The 18,670-nt window shown below is 39.0% G+C and carries 18 protein-coding genes and 1 riboswitch; of the genes, 15 read left to right on the top strand and 3 right to left on the bottom strand.

Annotation, left to right across the window (positions count from 1 at the left end; translation table 11 throughout):
* Positions 1 to 4 precede the first annotated feature (4 nt).
* The 7 genes from mutL to SJW71_RS18165 all read left to right on the top strand — a co-directional run bounded on the left by mutL (position 5) and on the right by SJW71_RS18165 (position 7,608).
* Positions 5 to 1,915: a DNA mismatch repair endonuclease MutL gene (mutL, locus tag SJW71_RS18195; RefSeq protein ID WP_431811320.1), complete on the top strand. Its 1,911-nt coding sequence runs from the start codon at positions 5 to 7 to the stop codon at positions 1,913 to 1,915.
* Complete coding sequence (gene glpK, locus SJW71_RS18190; protein ID WP_407133111.1) at positions 1,890 to 3,383, top strand: glycerol kinase GlpK; 1,494 nt, start codon at positions 1,890 to 1,892, stop codon at positions 3,381 to 3,383. Before mutL ends, glpK begins: the two co-directional genes overlap by 26 nt.
* 19 nt (positions 3,384 to 3,402) lie before the next feature.
* Positions 3,403 to 5,049, top strand: a complete 1,647-nt coding sequence (locus SJW71_RS18185; protein WP_312505270.1) for a glycerol-3-phosphate dehydrogenase/oxidase — start codon at positions 3,403 to 3,405, stop codon at positions 5,047 to 5,049.
* A 3-nt stretch (positions 5,050 to 5,052) separates the two neighbouring features.
* Positions 5,053 to 5,970 (top strand): alpha/beta fold hydrolase, encoded by a 918-nt coding sequence (locus tag SJW71_RS18180; RefSeq protein ID WP_312505272.1) that lies wholly within the window; start codon positions 5,053 to 5,055, stop codon positions 5,968 to 5,970.
* Complete coding sequence (miaA, locus tag SJW71_RS18175) at positions 5,957 to 6,859, top strand: tRNA (adenosine(37)-N6)-dimethylallyltransferase MiaA (RefSeq protein WP_274796078.1); 903 nt, start codon at positions 5,957 to 5,959, stop codon at positions 6,857 to 6,859. The genes SJW71_RS18180 and miaA overlap by 14 nt, the downstream gene beginning before the upstream one ends.
* Before the next feature lie 118 nt (positions 6,860 to 6,977).
* Positions 6,978 to 7,208 carry an RNA chaperone Hfq gene (gene hfq, locus SJW71_RS18170; RefSeq protein WP_274796079.1) on the top strand — a complete coding sequence of 77 codons (231 nt, stop codon included), beginning with the start codon at positions 6,978 to 6,980 and terminating at the stop codon, positions 7,206 to 7,208.
* 97 nt (positions 7,209 to 7,305) lie between these two features.
* On the top strand, positions 7,306 to 7,608 hold the full coding sequence (locus SJW71_RS18165; RefSeq protein ID WP_274796080.1) for a rhodanese-like domain-containing protein: 303 nt from the start codon (positions 7,306 to 7,308) through the stop codon (positions 7,606 to 7,608).
* A gap of 46 nt (positions 7,609 to 7,654) precedes the next feature.
* On the opposite strand, the gene SJW71_RS18160 is transcribed toward SJW71_RS18165, so the two are convergent.
* On the bottom strand, positions 7,655 to 8,050 hold the full coding sequence (locus tag SJW71_RS18160; RefSeq protein ID WP_274796081.1) for a hypothetical protein: 396 nt from the start codon (positions 8,048 to 8,050) through the stop codon (positions 7,655 to 7,657).
* Positions 8,051 to 8,308: 258 nt separating this feature from the next.
* Here SJW71_RS18160 and SJW71_RS18155 point away from each other — a divergent pair, with 258 nt between their 5' ends.
* Together SJW71_RS18155 and cobT are read left to right on the top strand one after the other, a co-directional pair.
* The gene (locus SJW71_RS18155) at positions 8,309 to 9,163 is read left to right on the top strand and encodes a DMT family transporter (RefSeq protein ID WP_274796082.1); all 855 of its coding nucleotides are present in this window, start codon (positions 8,309 to 8,311) and stop codon (positions 9,161 to 9,163) included.
* Between the two features lie 41 nt (positions 9,164 to 9,204).
* Positions 9,205 to 9,380, top strand: a riboswitch (cobalamin riboswitch).
* An 89-nt stretch (positions 9,381 to 9,469) separates the two neighbouring features.
* Positions 9,470 to 10,525 carry a nicotinate-nucleotide--dimethylbenzimidazole phosphoribosyltransferase gene (cobT, locus tag SJW71_RS18150; RefSeq protein WP_274796083.1) on the top strand — a complete coding sequence of 352 codons (1,056 nt, stop codon included), beginning with the start codon at positions 9,470 to 9,472 and terminating at the stop codon, positions 10,523 to 10,525.
* A 53-nt stretch (positions 10,526 to 10,578) separates the two neighbouring features.
* Here the strand turns inward: cobT and SJW71_RS18145 are convergent, their stop codons facing one another.
* A complete protein-coding gene (locus SJW71_RS18145; protein WP_274796084.1) occupies positions 10,579 to 11,184 on the bottom strand; it encodes a trimeric intracellular cation channel family protein in 606 nt (201 codons plus the stop codon).
* 341 nt (positions 11,185 to 11,525) lie between these two features.
* On the opposite strand from SJW71_RS18145, the gene SJW71_RS18140 reads away from it, so the two are divergent.
* The 3 genes from SJW71_RS18140 to glnA all read left to right on the top strand — a co-directional run bounded on the left by SJW71_RS18140 (position 11,526) and on the right by glnA (position 14,692).
* Positions 11,526 to 12,776 carry an aminotransferase class I/II-fold pyridoxal phosphate-dependent enzyme gene (locus SJW71_RS18140; RefSeq protein WP_274796085.1) on the top strand — a complete coding sequence of 417 codons (1,251 nt, stop codon included), beginning with the start codon at positions 11,526 to 11,528 and terminating at the stop codon, positions 12,774 to 12,776.
* A gap of 148 nt (positions 12,777 to 12,924) precedes the next feature.
* Positions 12,925 to 13,302, top strand: coding sequence for a MerR family transcriptional regulator (locus SJW71_RS18135; protein ID WP_274796087.1), 378 nt, complete (start codon positions 12,925 to 12,927; stop codon positions 13,300 to 13,302).
* 55 nt (positions 13,303 to 13,357) lie between these two features.
* Positions 13,358 to 14,692 (top strand): type I glutamate--ammonia ligase, encoded by a 1,335-nt coding sequence (gene glnA, locus SJW71_RS18130; protein WP_274796088.1) that lies wholly within the window; start codon positions 13,358 to 13,360, stop codon positions 14,690 to 14,692.
* Positions 14,693 to 14,774: 82 nt separating this feature from the next.
* Here the strand turns inward: glnA and SJW71_RS18125 are convergent, their stop codons facing one another.
* Positions 14,775 to 15,083 carry a CotD family spore coat protein gene (locus tag SJW71_RS18125; RefSeq protein ID WP_274796089.1) on the bottom strand — a complete coding sequence of 103 codons (309 nt, stop codon included), beginning with the start codon at positions 15,081 to 15,083 and terminating at the stop codon, positions 14,775 to 14,777.
* Positions 15,084 to 15,445: 362 nt separating this feature from the next.
* Here SJW71_RS18125 and SJW71_RS18120 point away from each other — a divergent pair, with 362 nt between their 5' ends.
* From SJW71_RS18120 to SJW71_RS18110, 3 genes are all read left to right on the top strand, one after another.
* Positions 15,446 to 16,450, top strand: a complete 1,005-nt coding sequence (locus SJW71_RS18120; protein WP_274796090.1) for an ABC transporter substrate-binding protein — start codon at positions 15,446 to 15,448, stop codon at positions 16,448 to 16,450.
* 131 nt (positions 16,451 to 16,581) lie between these two features.
* Positions 16,582 to 17,598: a FecCD family ABC transporter permease gene (locus tag SJW71_RS18115; protein ID WP_312505283.1), complete on the top strand. Its 1,017-nt coding sequence runs from the start codon at positions 16,582 to 16,584 to the stop codon at positions 17,596 to 17,598.
* Positions 17,591 to 18,631 (top strand): FecCD family ABC transporter permease, encoded by a 1,041-nt coding sequence (locus SJW71_RS18110; RefSeq protein ID WP_431811319.1) that lies wholly within the window; start codon positions 17,591 to 17,593, stop codon positions 18,629 to 18,631. Before SJW71_RS18115 ends, SJW71_RS18110 begins: the two co-directional genes overlap by 8 nt.
* Positions 18,632 to 18,670 lie beyond the last annotated feature (39 nt).

Raw genomic sequence — 18,670 nt, 5'->3', positions numbered from 1 at the left:
GTTAGTGGGAAACATACAAATTATGGACGAGTGGCTATCCAATAAAATCGCAGCAGGAGAAGTGGTAGAAAGGCCAGCTTCTGTTGTCAAAGAGTTAGTTGAAAATGCTATTGATGCTGGAAGTACGTCCATTGATGTGTTTTTACTAGAAGCGGGTCTTACTTCTATTCAGGTAATTGATAATGGTGGCGGTATGGATGAGGAGGATGCCTTAATGTCATTCTCTCGCCATGCTACTAGTAAAATTCATCAGGAACATGATTTATTCCGCATTCGTACATTGGGGTTCCGTGGAGAAGCATTGGCATCGATTGCTTCTGTTTCTAAAATGACATTAATTACATCGAATGGGGAATCTGGAACACATTTAGAGCTTGAAGGGGGACATATTCTAACACATAAGCCTGGTCCCTTACGTAAAGGAACAGATTTAACGGTTTCACAGCTCTTCTTTAACACACCCGCTCGCTTAAAATATATGAAAACTATTCAAACTGAACTAGGGCATACAATAGACTTGATGAATCGCCTCGCGCTTAGTAATCCTCAAATTGCGTTCAGATTACTGCATAATGGTCAACAATTATTGCAAACAAATGGTCGAGGAGATGTGCAACAAGTTCTTGCTGCTATCTATGGTATACATAATGCCAAGAAAATGGTGTCGTTCCAGGGAGAGTCACATGACTATCGAATTTTTGGCTTTGTAACCTTGCCAGAGGTAACACGTGCATCTAAAAATTATATGTCCTTATTTGTTAATGGTCGCTGGGTTAAGCATTATTTAGTACAAAAAGCAATTGTAGATGCTTACCATACGTATTTACCTATCGAGCGTTTTCCAATCGTTGTCCTCTATATTGAAGGTGATCCATATTTAACAGATGTCAATGTGCATCCTGCGAAGCATCAGATTCGTTTAAGTAAAGAGCCAGAGCTTTTGAAATTAATAGAAGAAACCATTCGAGAAAAAATTCGCAGTGTTATTCGCGTTCCACAAATGGAGAAGAAGGAAAAAAGCGTCAAACCTGTGACGGAGCAATTAAATATTTGGAAACCTGCGCCCAAGATAGATGTTGAGAAGATGAATGCAATCGTAGAAAAACTGTACGATGTACAAACTATTCAAGAAAATAATCAACAGTCAGTTGAGCCAGAGCCTATTCCTGATGTTGTGGGGGATAAGGATAATTGGCAGCCAGCCCCTCAAATAGAGACTAATGAGGTTGAAGAGGTAAGCATTGTAGAACAACAAGAAGTATTAGAGGATGAGCCAACGAAAGAACCGTTTCCCGAACTGGAAGTAGTAGGACAAATCCATGGCACATACATTGTTGCACAAATGGAGGATGGTTTTTATTTAATTGATCAGCATGCTGCACAAGAACGGATTAAATATGAGTTTTTCCGCGAAAAGGTTGGTCAGGTCAATCCACATGAACGTCAGGCATTACTGCTCCCACTAACATTCCACTATGCTGCCGATGAGGCACTTATTTTACGAGAACATAAGCAAGAGTTAGAAGCTGTAGGTGTATTTTTAGAGGAATTTGGACAGTCATCTTTTGTTGTCCGTGAGCACCCAAGTTGGTTCCCACAGGGGGAGGAACAGGAAATCATCGAGGATTTAATTGAACAAGTGCTGACAACGAAAAAGGCTGATGTCAAAAAGTTACGTGAAGCAGCAGCCATCATGATGAGCTGTAAAAAATCGATTAAAGCCAATCATTTTCTAACAAAAGAACAAATGGAAACATTGCTGCGAGATTTACGCAATGCAGATAATCCATTTACATGCCCACATGGACGTCCAGTGCTTATTCACTTTACATCGTATGAAGTGGAAAAAAATGTTCAAACGGGTAATGTAGTAAGAAGGGGGAATAGGAATGGGCGAATTTATTTTAGCGATTGATCAAGGAACGACAAGTTCAAGAGCCATTTTATTTAATAAAAAGGGTGAAATTGTTCATGTAGCACAAAAAGAATTTCAACAAATTTTCCCGAAGGCTGGGTGGGTAGAGCATAATGCAAATGAGATTTGGGGTTCTATCTTATCTGTTATCGCCGCTGTATTAACTGAAAGTGGACATGAAGCAAGTGAAGTCCATGCAATTGGCATTACCAATCAGCGGGAAACAACGGTTGTCTGGGATAAACAATCAGGTCAGCCAATTTACAACGCTATTGTCTGGCAATCACGCCAAACACAGGATATTGTGAATACGTTAAAAGAACAAGGACATGAAGAAGTATTTCAGCAAAAAACAGGATTACGTTTAGATGCTTATTTTTCAGCCACAAAAATAAAATGGATTTTAGACAATGTGGAGGGTGCACGTGAACTCGCTGACAATGGAGACTTGCTATTTGGAACGATTGATTCTTGGATTGTTTGGCGATTATCAAAGGGAAAGGCCCATATTACGGATTATTCAAATGCAGCACGAACAATGCTTTATAATATTCATAAATTGCAATGGGATGAGGAACTTTGCAAGCTGTTAGATATCCCTATGTCCATGCTCCCTGAAGTGAAAAATTCATCAGAAATTTACACAGAAACTGCTCCAAGTATTTTCTTTGGTGAAAAAATTCCAATTGCTGGTATTGCGGGTGATCAACAGGCAGCTCTATTTGGGCAAACTTGTTTTACCAAAGGAATGGCCAAAAACACGTACGGCACAGGCTGTTTTATGTTAGTAAATACGGGACAGCAGGCGGTAACATCTGAGAATGGATTATTGACAACCATTGCATGGGGAATAGATGGGAAAGTGACTTACGCATTAGAGGGTAGTGTTTTTGTAGCTGGGTCAGCTATCCAATGGCTACGGGATGGACTACGAATGATACGCACCGCCGAAGATTCTGAAACCTATGCTACAAAAGTAGATGATACGGACGGTGTCTACGTTGTACCCGCCTTTGTGGGACTAGGTACTCCTTATTGGGATACAGATGCTCGTGGTGCCATTTTTGGCTTAACACGAGGAACGTCTAAAGAACATTTTATCAGGGCAACACTTGAATCACTAGCTTATCAAACGAAGGATGTACTAGATGCGATGGAGGAAGCGGCTGGCACACCAATTGAAGTGCTGCGTGTAGATGGTGGGGCCGTCAAAAATCAATTTTTAATGCAGTTCCAAAGTGATATTTTACAGCTCCATGTAGAGCTAGCAAAGCTCAATGAATCAACAGCACTAGGCGCGGCCTATTTAGCAGGGCTTGCTACTAGCTTCTGGCCAAACCAAGAGGCTTTATCGGCATTATGGATGAGTGGTCAAACCTACCAACCACAAATGGATGAAGAACAAGCCACAGCTCTTTACACAGGCTGGCAAAAGGCTGTAGAAGCTACACGAATTTTTAAATCATAGCTATTGGGGGAAAAAAAGTATGTTTTCATATGAGCATCGTCCAAAAATTTTATATTATCTTGAGCACTATAGCTTTGACGTATTAGTCATTGGTGGAGGGATAACAGGTGCAGGTATTGCATTAGATGCTGCATCGAGAGGACTTTCAGTTGCATTAATAGAAATGCAGGATTTTTCAGCCGGTACCTCTAGCCGTTCAACAAAACTTATTCACGGCGGTTTACGTTATTTAAAGCAATTTGATGTGGGTGTCGTAGCAGAAGTGGGACGTGAGCGTGAGATTGTGTATGATAATGCGGTTCATGTAACAACGCCTGAAAAAATGCTCCTACCTTTATATAAAAAGGGCTCGCTCGGTCCTTTGACAACATCTCTAGCATTAAAGGTATATGACAGATTAGCAGGTGTAAAAAAACATGAACGAAGAACGATGTTAAACGCTCAAGAAACACTAGCATTAGAGCCATTACTCAATCAAGATGGACTTGTTGGTGGCGGCTATTATGTTGAATATCGAACGGATGATGCGCGTCTGACGATTGAGGTATTAAAGAAGGCTGCTGAATATGGTGCATTGTGTCTTAATTATGCAGAAATGAAGGAATTTATTTACGAAAAGAAAAAGCTTGTTGGCATTAAGGTGGAGGATCATTTAACGGGGAGAATACTCGATGTTCATGCTGCACAAATTGTCAATGCTACAGGGCCTTGGGTAGATGAAGTGCGACAAAAAGATAAAGTAGCTGATAACAAGCAATTACGATTAACAAAGGGTGTTCATATTGTCCTAAAACAAAAGGACTTTCCACTGAAGCAAGCTGTTTATTTTGATATTGCCGATGGGCGTATGGCCTTTGCCATTCCACGAGATGGCAAAACCTATGTAGGGACAACTGATACTGTCTTTGAAGGTGATCCTGTACATCCTATTGCAACCCAGCAAGATGTGGATTATTTAATTGATGCAGCTAAACGTGTTTTTCCAACAGCTACAATTACTAGAGAAACAATTGAATCCACTTGGGCAGGAGTACGGCCACTAATTTATGAAAAAGGAAAGGACCCTTCTGAAATTTCAAGAAAAGATGAAATTTGGACGGCACCAAGTGGTTTAATGACGATTGCAGGTGGAAAACTCACAGGTTATCGTCAAATGGCAGAGACAATTGTAGATAAAATTGTTAAGGTTCGTCGTTATAAGCATGCGAGTGAATGTTTAACTCGTGAGCTATCACTCTCGGGTGCAAAGGGAATCAACGCTATTAATTTCCCTGACTATATAGCCTATAAAGCACGAGAAGGTGTCCAATATGGCTTGAATTATGATGAAGCCAAACAGCTTGTACAAAAGTATGGTACGAATGTTGATGCGTTATTTGATCGTGTGAAATATTTACATGAACATGGCAGTACAATGCCTTTAGCCTTACATGCCATGCTATTGTATGGCATTGAAGCAGAAATGGTCTATACACCGAGCGACTTCTTTATTCGTCGTACTGGCTTGTTATACTTTGATATTGAAGCAGTGAAGCTCTATAAGCAACAAGTGGTTCAAGTAATGCAACAACACTTGAATTATACGGAAGAACAAAAAAATACTTATATAGCTGAATTAGATCAAGCTATCATGGATGCGACAAATTTTGTAAATGAAGGGGAGTAAGGGATGGAGCGTTATATTCAAATGTCGGATGATCAATTTGTCTTCACGCGAACATTGGAGCCATCAACGCCATGCATTGGTCATATACACATTTTGCATGGTATGGCAGAGCACAGTGGTCGTTATGTAACATTTGCCAAAACACTCAATGCATTTGGCTATGCTGTAACGATGCACGATCATCGTGGACATGGTGAAACGGCCGCTTATAATGGCACATTAGGCTTCTTTGCTGAAGAAAACGGCTTTGAACGGGTTGTAAAAGATGCCCATGAAGTGATAATGCAATTACATGCACCGTTTGCAGATGTCCCATTCATTCTATTTGGTCACAGTATGGGTTCATTCATTACACGGCGTTATATTCAACTATACGGAGAGCAAGTTGATAAAGTAATTCTTTGTGGTACCGGAAATGTTACAGCTTTGCATGCAGTGGGAAATATTGTCGCTAAAGCATTAGCGAAGGGACTTGGTAAAGAGTCGGAAAGTAATTTGTTAAATCAGCTGAGCTTTGGTAGCTTTAATAAACAGTTTCCGAATCCAAAAACTGCCTATGACTGGCTATGCTCAGTACAGCAAGAAGTCCAAAAGTATATTGATGATCCCTATTGTGGCTTTATTCCGACCAATCAATTTTTCGTTGATTTAACGACGGGCTTAACAACACTAAATCGTAAAAAAGAATTAGCGAAGGTAAGACAAGATCTTCCTATCCTCTTGATTAGTGGTAGTAAGGATCCCGTAGGTGAACAGGGGCTAGGGGTTTACGCAGTTGCTGAACAATTAACTGCGGTAGGTGTAAAAGATGTAACGGTTTATTTATTTGAGGATAAGCGGCATGAAATTTTAAATGAAGACAATCAAGAAGAAGTCTTTCAAGTTATATTACGGTGGTTAAAAAAATATGATACAAACTAGATTACAGCAGGCAGAGGTCGTAGCTATTGTGGGACCAACTGCTTCTGGGAAAACAGCTTTAAGTATTGAACTTGCAAAAAAATATAATGGTGAAATCATAAATGGTGACTCCATGCAAGTTTATAAAGGACTGGATATAGGGACTGCTAAAATTACGGAAGAAGAGATGGAGGGTATCCCACATCACCTACTAAGCTTTTTAGAGCCGACAGAATCTTTTTCAGTGGCAGATTATCAAAAACTAGTGCGAGCCAAAATTGCAGAAATCCAATCTCGACATAAGTTACCCATTATAGTAGGTGGCTCGGGCTTATATGTACAAGCTGTCTTATATGATTTTCAATTTACTGATGAAAAAGTCGATGAGGCTGCACGTAAAGCCTATTATGATGAATTAGCAAAGCTTGGTCCAGAGGCAATGCACGATAAGTTAAAACAACTAGACCCTCAAACGGCTGAAACGATTCATCCAAACAATACTCGACGTGTGATTAGGGCATTGGAAATGTTAGAATTAAGCGGTGTATCCAAAGCTGCAGAAGCACAAAATCGAGGTGAAGTGCCTCTATACAAGCATGTCATTTTAGGGCTAGGTCAAAATATGTCACGTGAAGTGCTGTATGACCGCATTAACCATCGTGTTGATTTGATGATGGAAAAAGGTCTTTTAGAAGAGGTTAAAGGATTATGGCAGCAAAATATTCGAGGTGTTCAGTCCATACAAGCGATTGGTTATAAGGAACTATATGATTATTTGGATGGCAAATGTTCCCTTGAGGAAGCGATAGACAGTTTAAAACAAAATTCTCGCCGCTATGCAAAAAGACAGCTTACCTATTTCCGCAATAAAATGGATGTCTATTTTATGACGACAGATGAGCAATTATAAAAGTTGACATATTTTCTTGCTAATTAAAGAAATATTTCTAAAAATTACTAATTGATAAATTGGTAGAACGTGCTACTATAGGAATGAAGAGGTAGAAAGTTAGTAGGGAGGCTATTTGATGAAATCAATCAACTTGCAAGATACGTTTTTGAACCAACTACGTAAAAACAGTGTTTTTGTAACTGTATTTCTGTTAAATGGATTTCAGTTAAAAGGGACTGTGAAATCATATGATAATTTTACAGTTTTATTATTAGATGCTGAAAATAAACAGCACCTAATCTACAAGCACGCCATTTCTACATTCGTTCCAGCTAAACAAATAGATTTTTTAGAGACAGAAGCATAAAAAGATAGTATTAAACAGTTAGTGTTCTCCACACTGGCTGTTTTTTTTTCTTCAGGCTATAATGATAGAGGAAATTGATATTTGGAGGACGAGTTTTATGAAATCGATGGAAACAACGCAATTATTAGATCTATTGGATGCCAATGAAGACCTATATATTATTGACGTTCGAGAAGACGAAGAAGTAGCGCATGGCATGATTCCTGGCGCTCAGCATATTGCCCTTGGGACAATCCCAGAGCGTTTAGATGAATTAGATGTAGAAAAGCCGTATATTGTTGTATGTAAGGCTGGTGCTCGTTCTGCGAATGCTTGCGCCTATTTAGAAGCTCAAGGATTTGATGTAACAAATCTTGAAGGCGGCATGCTTGCATATGATGGAGAACTAGAATTTAAATAATGTGATACGTAAAAAGAAAGAGTGCCTACTCTTTCTTTTTTTAGGTCTATTCTTTTAATGAATTCATAATGTAACCAAAGTTTTCTGCAAAATTGTTATAAAGATTCACATTTTTTTGTCCTTTAATCTTTGCAGCATAACTGGCAAAGTTCAAACCAGCCCCGTAAACTTGTAGTGCACCATTCGCAAGATCCCCCTTTTGGAGAAGCTCAATACCATCCTTTAAAAAATTGTCACTTTCATCAAAGTGACACTCCGTAATGTATTTATGTCCGCTATGAAATAATTTTAAATTTTTTATAATTGTATGTGCTGTTTCTTCGCTAATAGATGCGTCGATGTCCATTAATAACTGATTAATTGGTTTTACGAGCTGGGCATACGGGCTATCATGAGTTTCACATGTTTCAGCAATGGCGTTTCTTAATTCTTTTGCATTCATCGTATCTTCTCCTTTTTCATCATTTAGATTATTGAATAATTTACCTCATTTTTTCAAAGACAAACTCTCCTGAATTTTCAGAAATATGTTATGATAACATGTAATGAAGGAGGGATTTTGTATGTTTCGATCAATAGCACCCCCAACAATGTCTTTACAGTAGAATCTACTGTTTAGGCATCCGATAACTGATTGCTCATTCTTATTAGATTCTACTGTATAGGCTCAAACTATATGCGTAGAAAGTAGGAATTTTTAATGAGCGGGAAATTAGCATTTGTATTATCTATGGTTATTTTTGGTGCTGTCGGTGTTTTTGCAAGGTATATTCCTTTAGCTTCTAGTGAGATTGCCTTTTGGATGAGTGGCATTGGTGCTTGTTTTTTACTAGTAATTTTTATTTATAAAAAGGAAAGCTTTGCAAGAAGCGCTATTGTCCTGAATAAATGGCCGTTATTAATTTCAAGTGTTGCTTTATGTGGAAATTGGATATTTTTATTTCAGGCGTATAAGGAAACGACCATTGCTAATGCTGCCCTAAGTTATTATTTTGCACCCGTATTGGTCATCTGTTTATCGCCTATTATTTTAAAAGAAAAGCTAGTTGCAAGAAAAATAGTATATGTTGTTGTAGCACTTATCGGTCTTTTTTTGATAGTGCAAAGTCAGAACGCAGAAAATAGTGGACACTTAATTGGTATTGTCTATGGTCTGATTGCGGCATGCTTTTACACCCTACTAACATTTACAAATAAAAATATTCGCGGGTTAAAGGAACCACATAATACGATTATCCAACTCTGTTTAGCTGCATTTTTCCTCAGCCTCTATATTGTAGGAACGACGGGTTTTCAGGTGATGCAAATAAATTTTGCTTCTATTCTATTACTCATCGTATTGGGCATTGTCCATGCAGGTATAGGATTTTATTTATTCTTTTTAGGCATGTCACAGCTAAAAGGTCAAAGTATAGCTATTCTTAGCTATATTGATCCACTGACATCATTAGTGATCTCCACGATGATTATTGGAGAAAAAATGACGCTGCTACAACTAATAGGAGCCATTCTCCTATTAGGCTCCACATTACAAAGTGAAATTGAAAAAGTGTAAAAGGGTTTGACAGGAAGAATAAGCTGTCGTAGATTTAAAGTAATTTAATAAAAGCATTAGGTGCCCAAAGGGGAGAATAGGGAATAAAGTGAAAATCTTTAGCGGACCCGCCACTGTATAAGGGAGTTCTATAGTAAATACCACTAGCGCGTTGCTGGGAAGGTGCTATGGAATGCTGAACTTGAGCCAGGAGACCTGCCTATTTGCTTTAAAAGGTATGGATGATGGAAAAGTCTGTAGTTTATTTGTTGTGACGATAAACTACAGGCTTTTTCTTTTTGTCTTAAAAGGAAAGGAGAAATTATCATGCAATTACTACAAAACACGTTACAAAACATCCAAGGTGCTGACATGAAAACGAGGGAGCAAGCAAGAAAGCGTATAGATGCTCTCTGTAAGCCCCCTGGTAGTTTAGGAAAACTAGAGTCCATTGCTGTGCAGCTTTCTGGGATAACTGGACAATTATATCCGCTCGTTGATAAAAAGGTCATTATTATCTGTGCTGCTGATCACGGTGTTTGTGAAGAAGGTGTAACCACGAATCCACAAGATGTTACGGTCTTTCAAACATTAAATTTCCCTCAAGGTGGTACAGGTGTTTGCGCGATTGCAAACATTACCAATGCCAAGGTGGTCACAGTAGATGTAGGGGTGAAAGAAGAGATTCCACACGGTGCAGGTGTCATCATCAATAAAATTAAGTACGGTACAGACAATATGGCAAAAGGACCTGCCATGTCTAAAGAGGAAGCCATTCAAGCAATTGAAGTAGGAATTCATGTGGCGACAGAGGAAATAGCAAAAGGGGCTAATGTACTTGGCACAGGTGAAATGGGCATTGGTAATACAACACCTAGTGCTGCTATTTTAGCTGTATTGACTGGATGTGATCCAATTGAAGTAACAGGGTTTGGGGCAGGTGTAGGCAATGGTGGCATTGCTCATAAAGCAGCGGTTATTAAAAAAGCTATTGAGGTCAATCAACCAGACCCTCAAGACGGTTTAGATGTATTAGCTAAAGTCGGGGGCTTAGAGATAGGGGCCATGACTGGTATCATACTAGGGGCAGCTGTCCATCGTAAGCCGGTTGTGATTGATGGTTTTATTTCAACTATTGCCGCACTTATCGCATATAAGCTTGAACCGAAAGTAAAAGATTATATTATCCCTTCCCATGCTTCAGAGGAACCGGGTGCTAAAATTGCCGCAGCGTTACTCGGCATTGAACCAATGCTACATATGAACATGCGCTTAGGAGAAGGCTCTGGTGCCGCCTTAGCTTTTCCCATTTTAGATGCAGCCTGCTCCATGATGAACAATATGGTGACGTTAGAGGAAGCGATGCAACTATTAGCTAAATAAAAAAGGAATAAGCCTGTATAGTTGCAATACTATTTGGGCTTATTCCCCATTCATTATGCTCGATTTAGCTTACGTAAAGGCAAACGCCATTTCATCATATAGGAAAGAATGCGTAACACTGTGATGATGGCGAATAAAATATAAAGGAAGATGTCTCCTGTAAACACTTCAAATCCAATAATTAGCCCTGCAAGTGCAGCCCAAACACCATACACCTCATCTCGTAGAACTAATGGTTTACGTCTAGCCAATAAATCACGCACAATGCCGCCACCCGAACCAGTTAAGACAGCAGCTACTATCACAGCACTAATAGGCATATCTAGTTTAACGGCATACAACGCACCTTGAATTGCAAATGCTGATAAGCCAATCGCATCTGTGAAGTTACCCCAACGATGCCAATGCTGAATCAAATGATGAGGGAAAATAAAAAATATAGTAATCGCTGCTAACGCAATTTGAAACATCATATCCTGCCCCCATAAGGTCGTGACAGGTAGTCCGATAAGTAAATTTCGAATAGCCCCCCCGCCAAAAGCAGTTACAATTCCGAGTATATAGACACCGAATAAATCGTATTCTTCTTCCATGGCAATAATTGCCCCAGAAATAGCAAAGGCAATTGTTCCGATAATACTAAAAACCTCCCAAGCCATTCCTTTCACCCCTTCTATTAATAAATAAACTTCTTTTTATGTTAAAAGACTTTTCTTGTAACAAAATCTATGGATTTATGAGCCAAATTCAGTCATTAAACACGCTTCTTGAAACAAGTCCGCACATTAGCTTAGCGTAAAATGCGCTTAGAAACAATAGGCAAGTTTTGCAGGTACACATACAAATTGTTAAGATGATAATGAAATAAAGAAAAAGATCTGTCATGAGCGTTGATATACCAGTAGTTGATTAGCAAATTCTAGAGAGAGTTAGTTCAATTTAGATCATAAAAATCTTACTGATTGAAATGCGGGACAACGGTGAAATGGAGAAGAAAAGAATGACGTTTACATCTAACTTATCAGTACAAACGCTATCATTAGCAGCACAAATAGAGGAGCGAGTTCGACCTTATCATGCAAAGGTCGAAGAAATGGCATTTTATAATCAACAGAAGGTGCTAGCAGCTTTCAGAAAGCATCAAGTAAGTGATTATCATTTACATCCATCAAACGGCTATGGCTATGATGATGAGGGACGCGATAATCTAGAGCGTGTTTATGCGGAAGTATTCGGTGCAGAGGCTGCCATTGTACGACCACAAATCATTTCCGGAACACATGCGATCACGCTTAGTCTATTCGGTGTACTTCGTCCTGGTGATGAGCTGCTTTATATTTCTGGTCAGCCATATGATACATTGCAATCTATTGTCGATGGTGGTGACAAAGATACAGGCTCCTTGAAAGATTATCAAATCGGCTATCGCCATGTCGATTTACTGAATAACCAAGCAATTGATTGGACAGGTGTGGAAGCGGCTATTACTCCGCAAACTAAAATGATTGCAATTCAACGATCTAAAGGTTACGCGACACGACCTTCCTTTACGATTGCAGAAATTGCGGAAATGTGCGCAAAGATTCGTCAATTGGCCCCACAAGCGGTCATTTTTGTAGATAATTGCTATGGCGAGTTCGTAGAAGCACAGGAGCCTACAGAGGTTGGGGCTGATTTAATGGCCGGCTCACTGATAAAAAATCCTGGTGGTGGTTTAGCTAAAATTGGTGGCTATATTGCTGGCCGTGCCGATTTGGTGGAGAAATGTGCCTATCGCATGACATCTCCGGGTATTGGGGCAGAGGCGGGGGCTACATTAAATACGCTAGGAGATTTTTATCAAGGATTCTTCCTAGCACCCCATGTTGTATCACAAGCATTAAAAGGGGCAATCTTTACGGCAGCCATGCTAGAGGAAATCGGGATGAATACGTCTCCAAGCTATAAGGCGAATCGCACGGATTTAATTCAATCTGTTTCATTCCAAACGGCACAGCAAATGATTGCCTTTTGTCGTGAAATACAAGCCAATTCCCCAATAAATGCCCATTATGCACCAGAACCAGCCTATATGCCCGGCTATGAAGATGATGTCATCATGGCTGCGGGAACATTCATCCAAGGCTCTAGTATTGAATTGACAGCAGATGGTCCAATACGTCCGCCGTTTACAGCTTTTATACAGGGTGGACTGACATATGAACATGTGAAGTTTGCTATTTGCAGTGCTGTTCAAGCTATTCAAAAATAATCATGTGGAAATTAAAAATTTGAACAGTTTTTTACAATTTTCTAGCACTTTAAAAAAAATAACATTGTCATGTTAGGAAACCTCACATGGTTGGTTGACAGTGAAAAAATTTCGTTATATGATAAGCGGGTATTGGAGGAGGACTTAAATGAGTCGTGAAATTAGACGAACTATGCCGTTATTATCGATGAGTATTGTGATGCAATTAACTGAACTTTCGGCACGACAAATTCGTTATTATGAAGAACACCATTTAATTGAGCCGCACCGAACAGAAGGCAACCGTCGAATGTTCTCACTAAATGACGTCGACACATTGCTTGAGGTTAAAGACTACTTAGAACAGGGTATGAATATGGCAAAGATTAAAAAAATATTTGCTAAAAAGCAAAATCCTGTTGCTACAATTGATGAGCAAGATTTAAGTGATTCAGAATTACGCCAAATCATGCGAGAAGAAATGCGACAAGCACAGCGCATGCAAAAATCATCCATCCGACGTGGGGATTTATCTCGATTCTATTAATTAATAGGGTAGGGTAAACATAAAAGCTAGACAAATTATAGGAGTGTGGAAAACTGTGGGTAAATACACAAAAGAGGACATTAAACGTCTCATCGAAGAAAAAAACGTAAGCTTTATTCGTTTACAATTTACAGATATTCTTGGCACAATTAAAAATGTTGAGATTCCTGTAAGTCAATTAGACAAAGCACTAGAAAATAAAATGATGTTTGATGGCTCATCTATTGAAGGTTTCGTTCGAATCGAAGAATCTGATATGTATTTATATCCTGACCTCGATACTTTCGTAGTATTCCCTTGGACTTCTGAAAAAGGGAAAGTAGCACGTTTTATCTGTGATGTTTACACTGCGAAAGGCGAACCATTTGCTGGTGACCCACGAAATAACCTAAAACGTATTCTTAAAAAAATGGAAGACATGGGCTTTTCAAGCTTCAATTTAGGGCCTGAGCCAGAGTTCTTCTTATTCAAATTAGATGCAAAAGGCGAGCCAACGTTAGAAGTAAATGACCATGGTGGTTACTTCGATTTAGCTCCAACAGATCTTGGTGAAAACTGCCGTCGTGATATTGTATTAGAGCTAGAAGAAATGGGCTTTGAAATTGAAGCCTCTCACCATGAGGTAGCTCCAGGACAACACGAAATTGACTTTAAATATGCTGATGCTGTTACTGCATGTGATAACATCCAAACATTCAAATTAGTAGTGAAAACAATCGCTCGTAAACATGGCTTACATGCTACGTTTATGCCAAAACCACTATTTGGTGAAGCGGGCTCTGGTATGCACTTTAACGTATCACTATTTAAAGGCAAAGAAAATGCATTCTATGATGAATCGACTGAATTAGGACTTTCTGAAACAGCTATGCAATTTATGGCGGGTGTTCTTGCACACGTACAAGGCTTCACAGCTGTGACAAACCCAACAGTTAACTCTTATAAACGTCTAGTACCTGGTTATGAAGCACCATGTTATGTAGCATGGTCTGCACAAAACCGTTCACCACTCATTCGTATCCCATCAGCACGTGGGCTTTCAACTCGTGTAGAGGTACGTTCAGTGGACCCTTCAGCAAACCCATATTTAGCGATGGCCGTTATTTTAGAAGCAGGTCTTGAAGGTATTCGTCAAAGCTTAACACCACCTGCAGCTATTAATCGCAACATCTATGTAATGACAGAAGAAGAGCGTCAAGCAAATGGTATTGAAAACCTACCTGCAGCATTAGATGATGCTTTAACATTACTTGCAAAAGATAAAGTAGCACAAGCAGCATTAGGCGAGCATATTTATGCAAACTTTAAAGAAGCAAAAGAAATCGAGTTCGATATGTACCGTACAACAGTCCATCAATGGGAACGCGATCAATATTTAAAAATGTATTAATCATAAAAGATAAACCGAGTGGCTTATGAGGTCACTCGGTTTTTTTCGTCTAAATTTCTGTGTACGGTTAGACAGTTTTTTATTAATAACCCATATGTTTATGATGGTGTGGCATATGGCAAGGGTTAGGCGGCATACCGCACATTGTATGTGTTTCACAGCATTCATTAACGACAGATTCTGTGCATGGGAAATAGTATTGATGATCAATCATATGTTTGTTCACTGTTGTTACATGTGCTGGTTGTACGTGTGGAACAACTGTATGGATATAATTTGTGCGTACATATTGCTCTGGTGGTAAAAATTGTGGTGGATCAAATTGCGTTGGCATTGTTTGTGGCGGACAGCAGTGTGGACCTTTCGCCGGATGGCGTCTTCGTTGAAACATGTTATAACCTCCTGTTTTGATAAGTTGTAGTTCATTATTAAGATATGAGATATATGTCGATAGGGTCTATTTATTTGCCTATTAATGCATAGGTAAATCTAACAAGTAGCTAATTTGGTAGAAATTATAAAATCAACTTGCCTACATCTAGGAGTGAAATAAAAGTATCAAGATGAAGGATTTAACCTTTTTCTTTACTGTCAAAACTAATACATCAATGTCCTGAATTTTTTATTTAAAATAAATTTTGATGAAAAGAGTACGTTTTTTGAAAAAATAGATATTGTCATTAAAACAGTCGTACAGTATACTCTTTAATTGATAATGATTATCGTTATTAATTAAATCTTAGGAGGATATGTATGCCAAAATTATCGCTACAAAGGAAAGACTTTTTTATATTTTTTACACTGCTATTTAGCTTTGCGCTCTTATTAGTTGGATGTGGGGAGTCAACATCGAACTCCAGCAGTTCACAAGAAAATGACAAAGCAGAAATAAGTAACACGGAATCCTCTAGTCGAGAGATTAAACATGCAATGGGCACTACCACAATTAAAGGAACACCTACAAAAATCGTTACCCTTTACCAAGGGGCTACAGATGTGGCAGTAGCGTTGGGCATTAAGCCAGTTGGGGTAGTAGAATCTTGGGCTGAAGCACCTATTTATAATTACTTAAAAAATGATCTTGATGGTGTTGCAATTGTTGGACAAGAAACTCAGCCAAATCTTGAAGAAATTGCAAAGCTTAAACCAGATTTAATCATTGCTTCTAAAGTCCGTCATGAGGAAATTTATGATCAGTTATCTCAGATTGCACCAACAGTTGCTCATGAAACGGTTTTCGATTTCAAAGGGACAGCTGAAATGATGGGGCAAGCAATGAATCAAGAAGAAAAAGTTAAAGAGGTATTAGGGGATTGGGATACTCGAGTGGCTGATTTCCAAACAAAAATTCAAGAAAAGCTGGGCGATAAATGGCCATTCCATGTATCTGTTGTTAACTTCAGAGCAGACCATGCACGAATATATGTAACTGGGTATGCGGGCTCTATTTTAGCAGAGCTTGGCTTTCAAGGCCCTAAAAATTTAACAGATGATTCATTGGAAATCGTGAAACTAACAGACAAAGAAAGCATTACACAAATGAATGCTGATGTTATTTATATGTTTATGGAAAATGATGAAGCAGTCAAAAAGGTTTATGAAGAGTGGACAAATCATCCACTATGGAAAGAGCTTGATGCTGTAAAGGCAAATCAGGTTTATCAAGTAGATGAAATAAATTGGAATCTAGCTGGTGGGATTATTAGTGCTAATTTAATGTTAGATGATATTTATGACAAATTTGAATTAGAAAAATAGTGAAGGAGATAAGGGCTGTTTAAGGTGTTGGAGAATGCTTGAACAACAGCCCCTCTCCTGTAGTGTTAGAGATTTCGAAAACTACAACCCTATTCATAAGATAAAATGTGGATCAGAAAGTTGGCATAAAAATGAGAATTATTCTTTCTAGTACTTCGATGAAACAAACAGGCTTATTCATCAGTTGTATGTTTCTTTTGCTGGCATTTATCATTAGCATAGCCATTGGTCAAACTCCCATTCCTTTCTCGTCAATCTACGATGCCATGTTTCATTTTGATGCTGCTGATAAGGAGCATGTTATTATTCGAACATCTAGATTTACAAGAGCTGTAATCGCTACAGTAGTTGGCGCAAGCCTTGCTATAGCAGGGGCATTAATGCGAGCATTAACAAGAAATCCTTTAGCAGCTCCTGATATTTTAGGAATCAATGCAGGAGCCATATTTTTTATTGTCAGTGCCATTACTCTTTTTTCCATTCAATCTTTAATGAGCTATATGTGGATTGCCTTTTTAGGGGCGGGCATTGCGGGAGCAATGGTGTTTTTCTTAGGTTCATTAGGTAGGGATGGTTTAACACCAATTAAAATAGTATTAGCTGGTGCAGCGATTACAGCTCTATTTGTCTCGTTTACGCAAGGGCTTTTAGTAATTGATGAACAGGGTTTACAAAGCGTCCTTTTTTGGTTAGCGGGGTCTGTGTCAGGACGTAGCATTGAAATGCTTGTACCTGTATTACCTTTTATTTTAATAGTAACAATCGTGGCGATATTAATGGGGCGTTCTATCAATATTTTACAATCTGGTGATGATATTGCAAAAGGTTTAGGTCAACGAACAATGATCACGAAAATTACTCTAGGCATCATCATTATCATACTTGCAGGTAGTTCAGTTGCTGTAGCAGGTTCAATCGGTTTTATTGGATTGATTGTCCCTCATATTGCCATCAATCTTGTTGGTACAGATTATCGTTGGATTATTCCGTATAGTGCAATATTAGGAGCGATATTGCTGCTGTTAGCTGATATGGCAGCTAGATATGTTATGATGCCGTTAGAACTGCCAATTGGTGTAATGACTGCCTTAATCGGAGCTCCTTTCTTTATTTATATTGCACGAAAGGGGTTAGCGAAAAATGTCTAATTATATGTCGGTTCGAACGAAATCTAATCGCATATCTTTTCAAATTGCCAAAAGAACTTGTTGGGTGTTACTTCTGCTAAGTTTATTAGTAGGCATCATATCAGTCCTTGCTCTATCTGCGGGTAGTGAGTTTATCCATCCATTCACAGTGGTGAAAGAACTATTCGGCTATGGTAATAGGGATTATGATTTTGTCTTACATACATTAAGGCTCCCGCGTGTGTTGATGGCATTGTTAGTTGGTGCTGCGCTAGGTGTTGCCGGGTTACTATTACAAGGAATTATCCGCAATCCACTTGCGGCTCCAGATATTATCGGAATAACGAGTGGAGCATCCATGGGTGCAATTATCTTTATCGTGTATTATATGGGGACAGTCAGCATTCAATTTTTACCGTTAGCTGCTATATTAGGTGCTGCTATAATCTCCTTTATCATCTATCTTCTCTCGTGGAGAAAAGGCGTAACACCTATTCGCATGGTCCTCATTGGGATTGGTATTTCTGCTTTAGCAAAGGCAGTTGTGACCATGTTACTTGTTATGAGTGAGGTGGCAGCGACAACGAAGGCCTATTTATGGCTAACAGGTAGTTTATATGGGGCGAATATGCAGGATGTGTATTTACTCTTACCGTGGGTGGCCATTTTATTGCCATTAACATTTATGTTGGCAAGAACGGTGAATGTAAAGGAACTGGGAGACGAAATGGCAATAGGGCTAGGGGTCAAAGTGCAAAGGTATCGTTTACTTTTTTTACTTATTAGTGTGATGCTAGCCGGTTCAGCAGTCGCTTTTGCTGGTGGAATTGCCTTTGTAGGATTAGTAGCTCCTCATATTAGTAGAATGCTTGTGGGGCGATCCTTTGCTGGATTAATTCCGGTGACAGCTATTATTGGTGGCATTATTGTTATCGTAGCCGATATTGTGGCACGAACAGCCTTTTTACCAAAGGACTTACCAACAGGTGTATTTACAGCTGCAATTGGCGCACCTTTCTTTATATATTTACTATTTAGAACGCGCAATCAATAAATTAATATAGAAGAATAGGAAAGCGGAGAAGAAGGTGAC

This window comes from Lysinibacillus sp. FW12 (assembly GCF_050817245.1).
In the GTDB taxonomy this organism is placed as follows: Bacteria; Bacillota; Bacilli; order Bacillales_A; family Planococcaceae; genus Lysinibacillus; species Lysinibacillus irui.
This window is presented reverse-complemented; position numbering and strand designations above follow the sequence as displayed.

What these genes read in the sequence shown, in the direction of transcription:
- glpK (WP_407133111.1), top strand. Translation starts at nt 1,890, where the DNA reads ATGGGCGAATTTATTTTAGCGATTGATCAAGGAACGACAAGTTCAAGA.
- SJW71_RS18185 (WP_312505270.1), top strand. Translation starts at nt 3,403, where the DNA reads ATGTTTTCATATGAGCATCGTCCAAAAATTTTATATTATCTTGAGCAC.
- SJW71_RS18180 (WP_312505272.1), top strand. Translation starts at nt 5,053, where the DNA reads ATGGAGCGTTATATTCAAATGTCGGATGATCAATTTGTCTTCACGCGA.
- miaA (WP_274796078.1), top strand. Translation starts at nt 5,957, where the DNA reads ATGATACAAACTAGATTACAGCAGGCAGAGGTCGTAGCTATTGTGGGA.
- hfq (WP_274796079.1), top strand. Translation starts at nt 6,978, where the DNA reads ATGAAATCAATCAACTTGCAAGATACGTTTTTGAACCAACTACGTAAA.
- SJW71_RS18165 (WP_274796080.1), top strand. Translation starts at nt 7,306, where the DNA reads ATGAAATCGATGGAAACAACGCAATTATTAGATCTATTGGATGCCAAT.
- SJW71_RS18160 (WP_274796081.1), bottom strand. Translation starts at nt 8,050, where the DNA reads ATGAATGCAAAAGAATTAAGAAACGCCATTGCTGAAACATGTGAAACT.
- SJW71_RS18155 (WP_274796082.1), top strand. Translation starts at nt 8,309, where the DNA reads ATGAGCGGGAAATTAGCATTTGTATTATCTATGGTTATTTTTGGTGCT.
- cobT (WP_274796083.1), top strand. Translation starts at nt 9,470, where the DNA reads ATGCAATTACTACAAAACACGTTACAAAACATCCAAGGTGCTGACATG.
- SJW71_RS18145 (WP_274796084.1), bottom strand. Translation starts at nt 11,184, where the DNA reads ATGGCTTGGGAGGTTTTTAGTATTATCGGAACAATTGCCTTTGCTATT.
- SJW71_RS18140 (WP_274796085.1), top strand. Translation starts at nt 11,526, where the DNA reads ATGACGTTTACATCTAACTTATCAGTACAAACGCTATCATTAGCAGCA.
- SJW71_RS18135 (WP_274796087.1), top strand. Translation starts at nt 12,925, where the DNA reads ATGAGTCGTGAAATTAGACGAACTATGCCGTTATTATCGATGAGTATT.
- SJW71_RS18125 (WP_274796089.1), bottom strand. Translation starts at nt 15,083, where the DNA reads ATGTTTCAACGAAGACGCCATCCGGCGAAAGGTCCACACTGCTGTCCG.
- SJW71_RS18120 (WP_274796090.1), top strand. Translation starts at nt 15,446, where the DNA reads ATGCCAAAATTATCGCTACAAAGGAAAGACTTTTTTATATTTTTTACA.
- SJW71_RS18115 (WP_312505283.1), top strand. Translation starts at nt 16,582, where the DNA reads ATGAGAATTATTCTTTCTAGTACTTCGATGAAACAAACAGGCTTATTC.
- SJW71_RS18110 (WP_431811319.1), top strand. Translation starts at nt 17,591, where the DNA reads ATGTCTAATTATATGTCGGTTCGAACGAAATCTAATCGCATATCTTTT.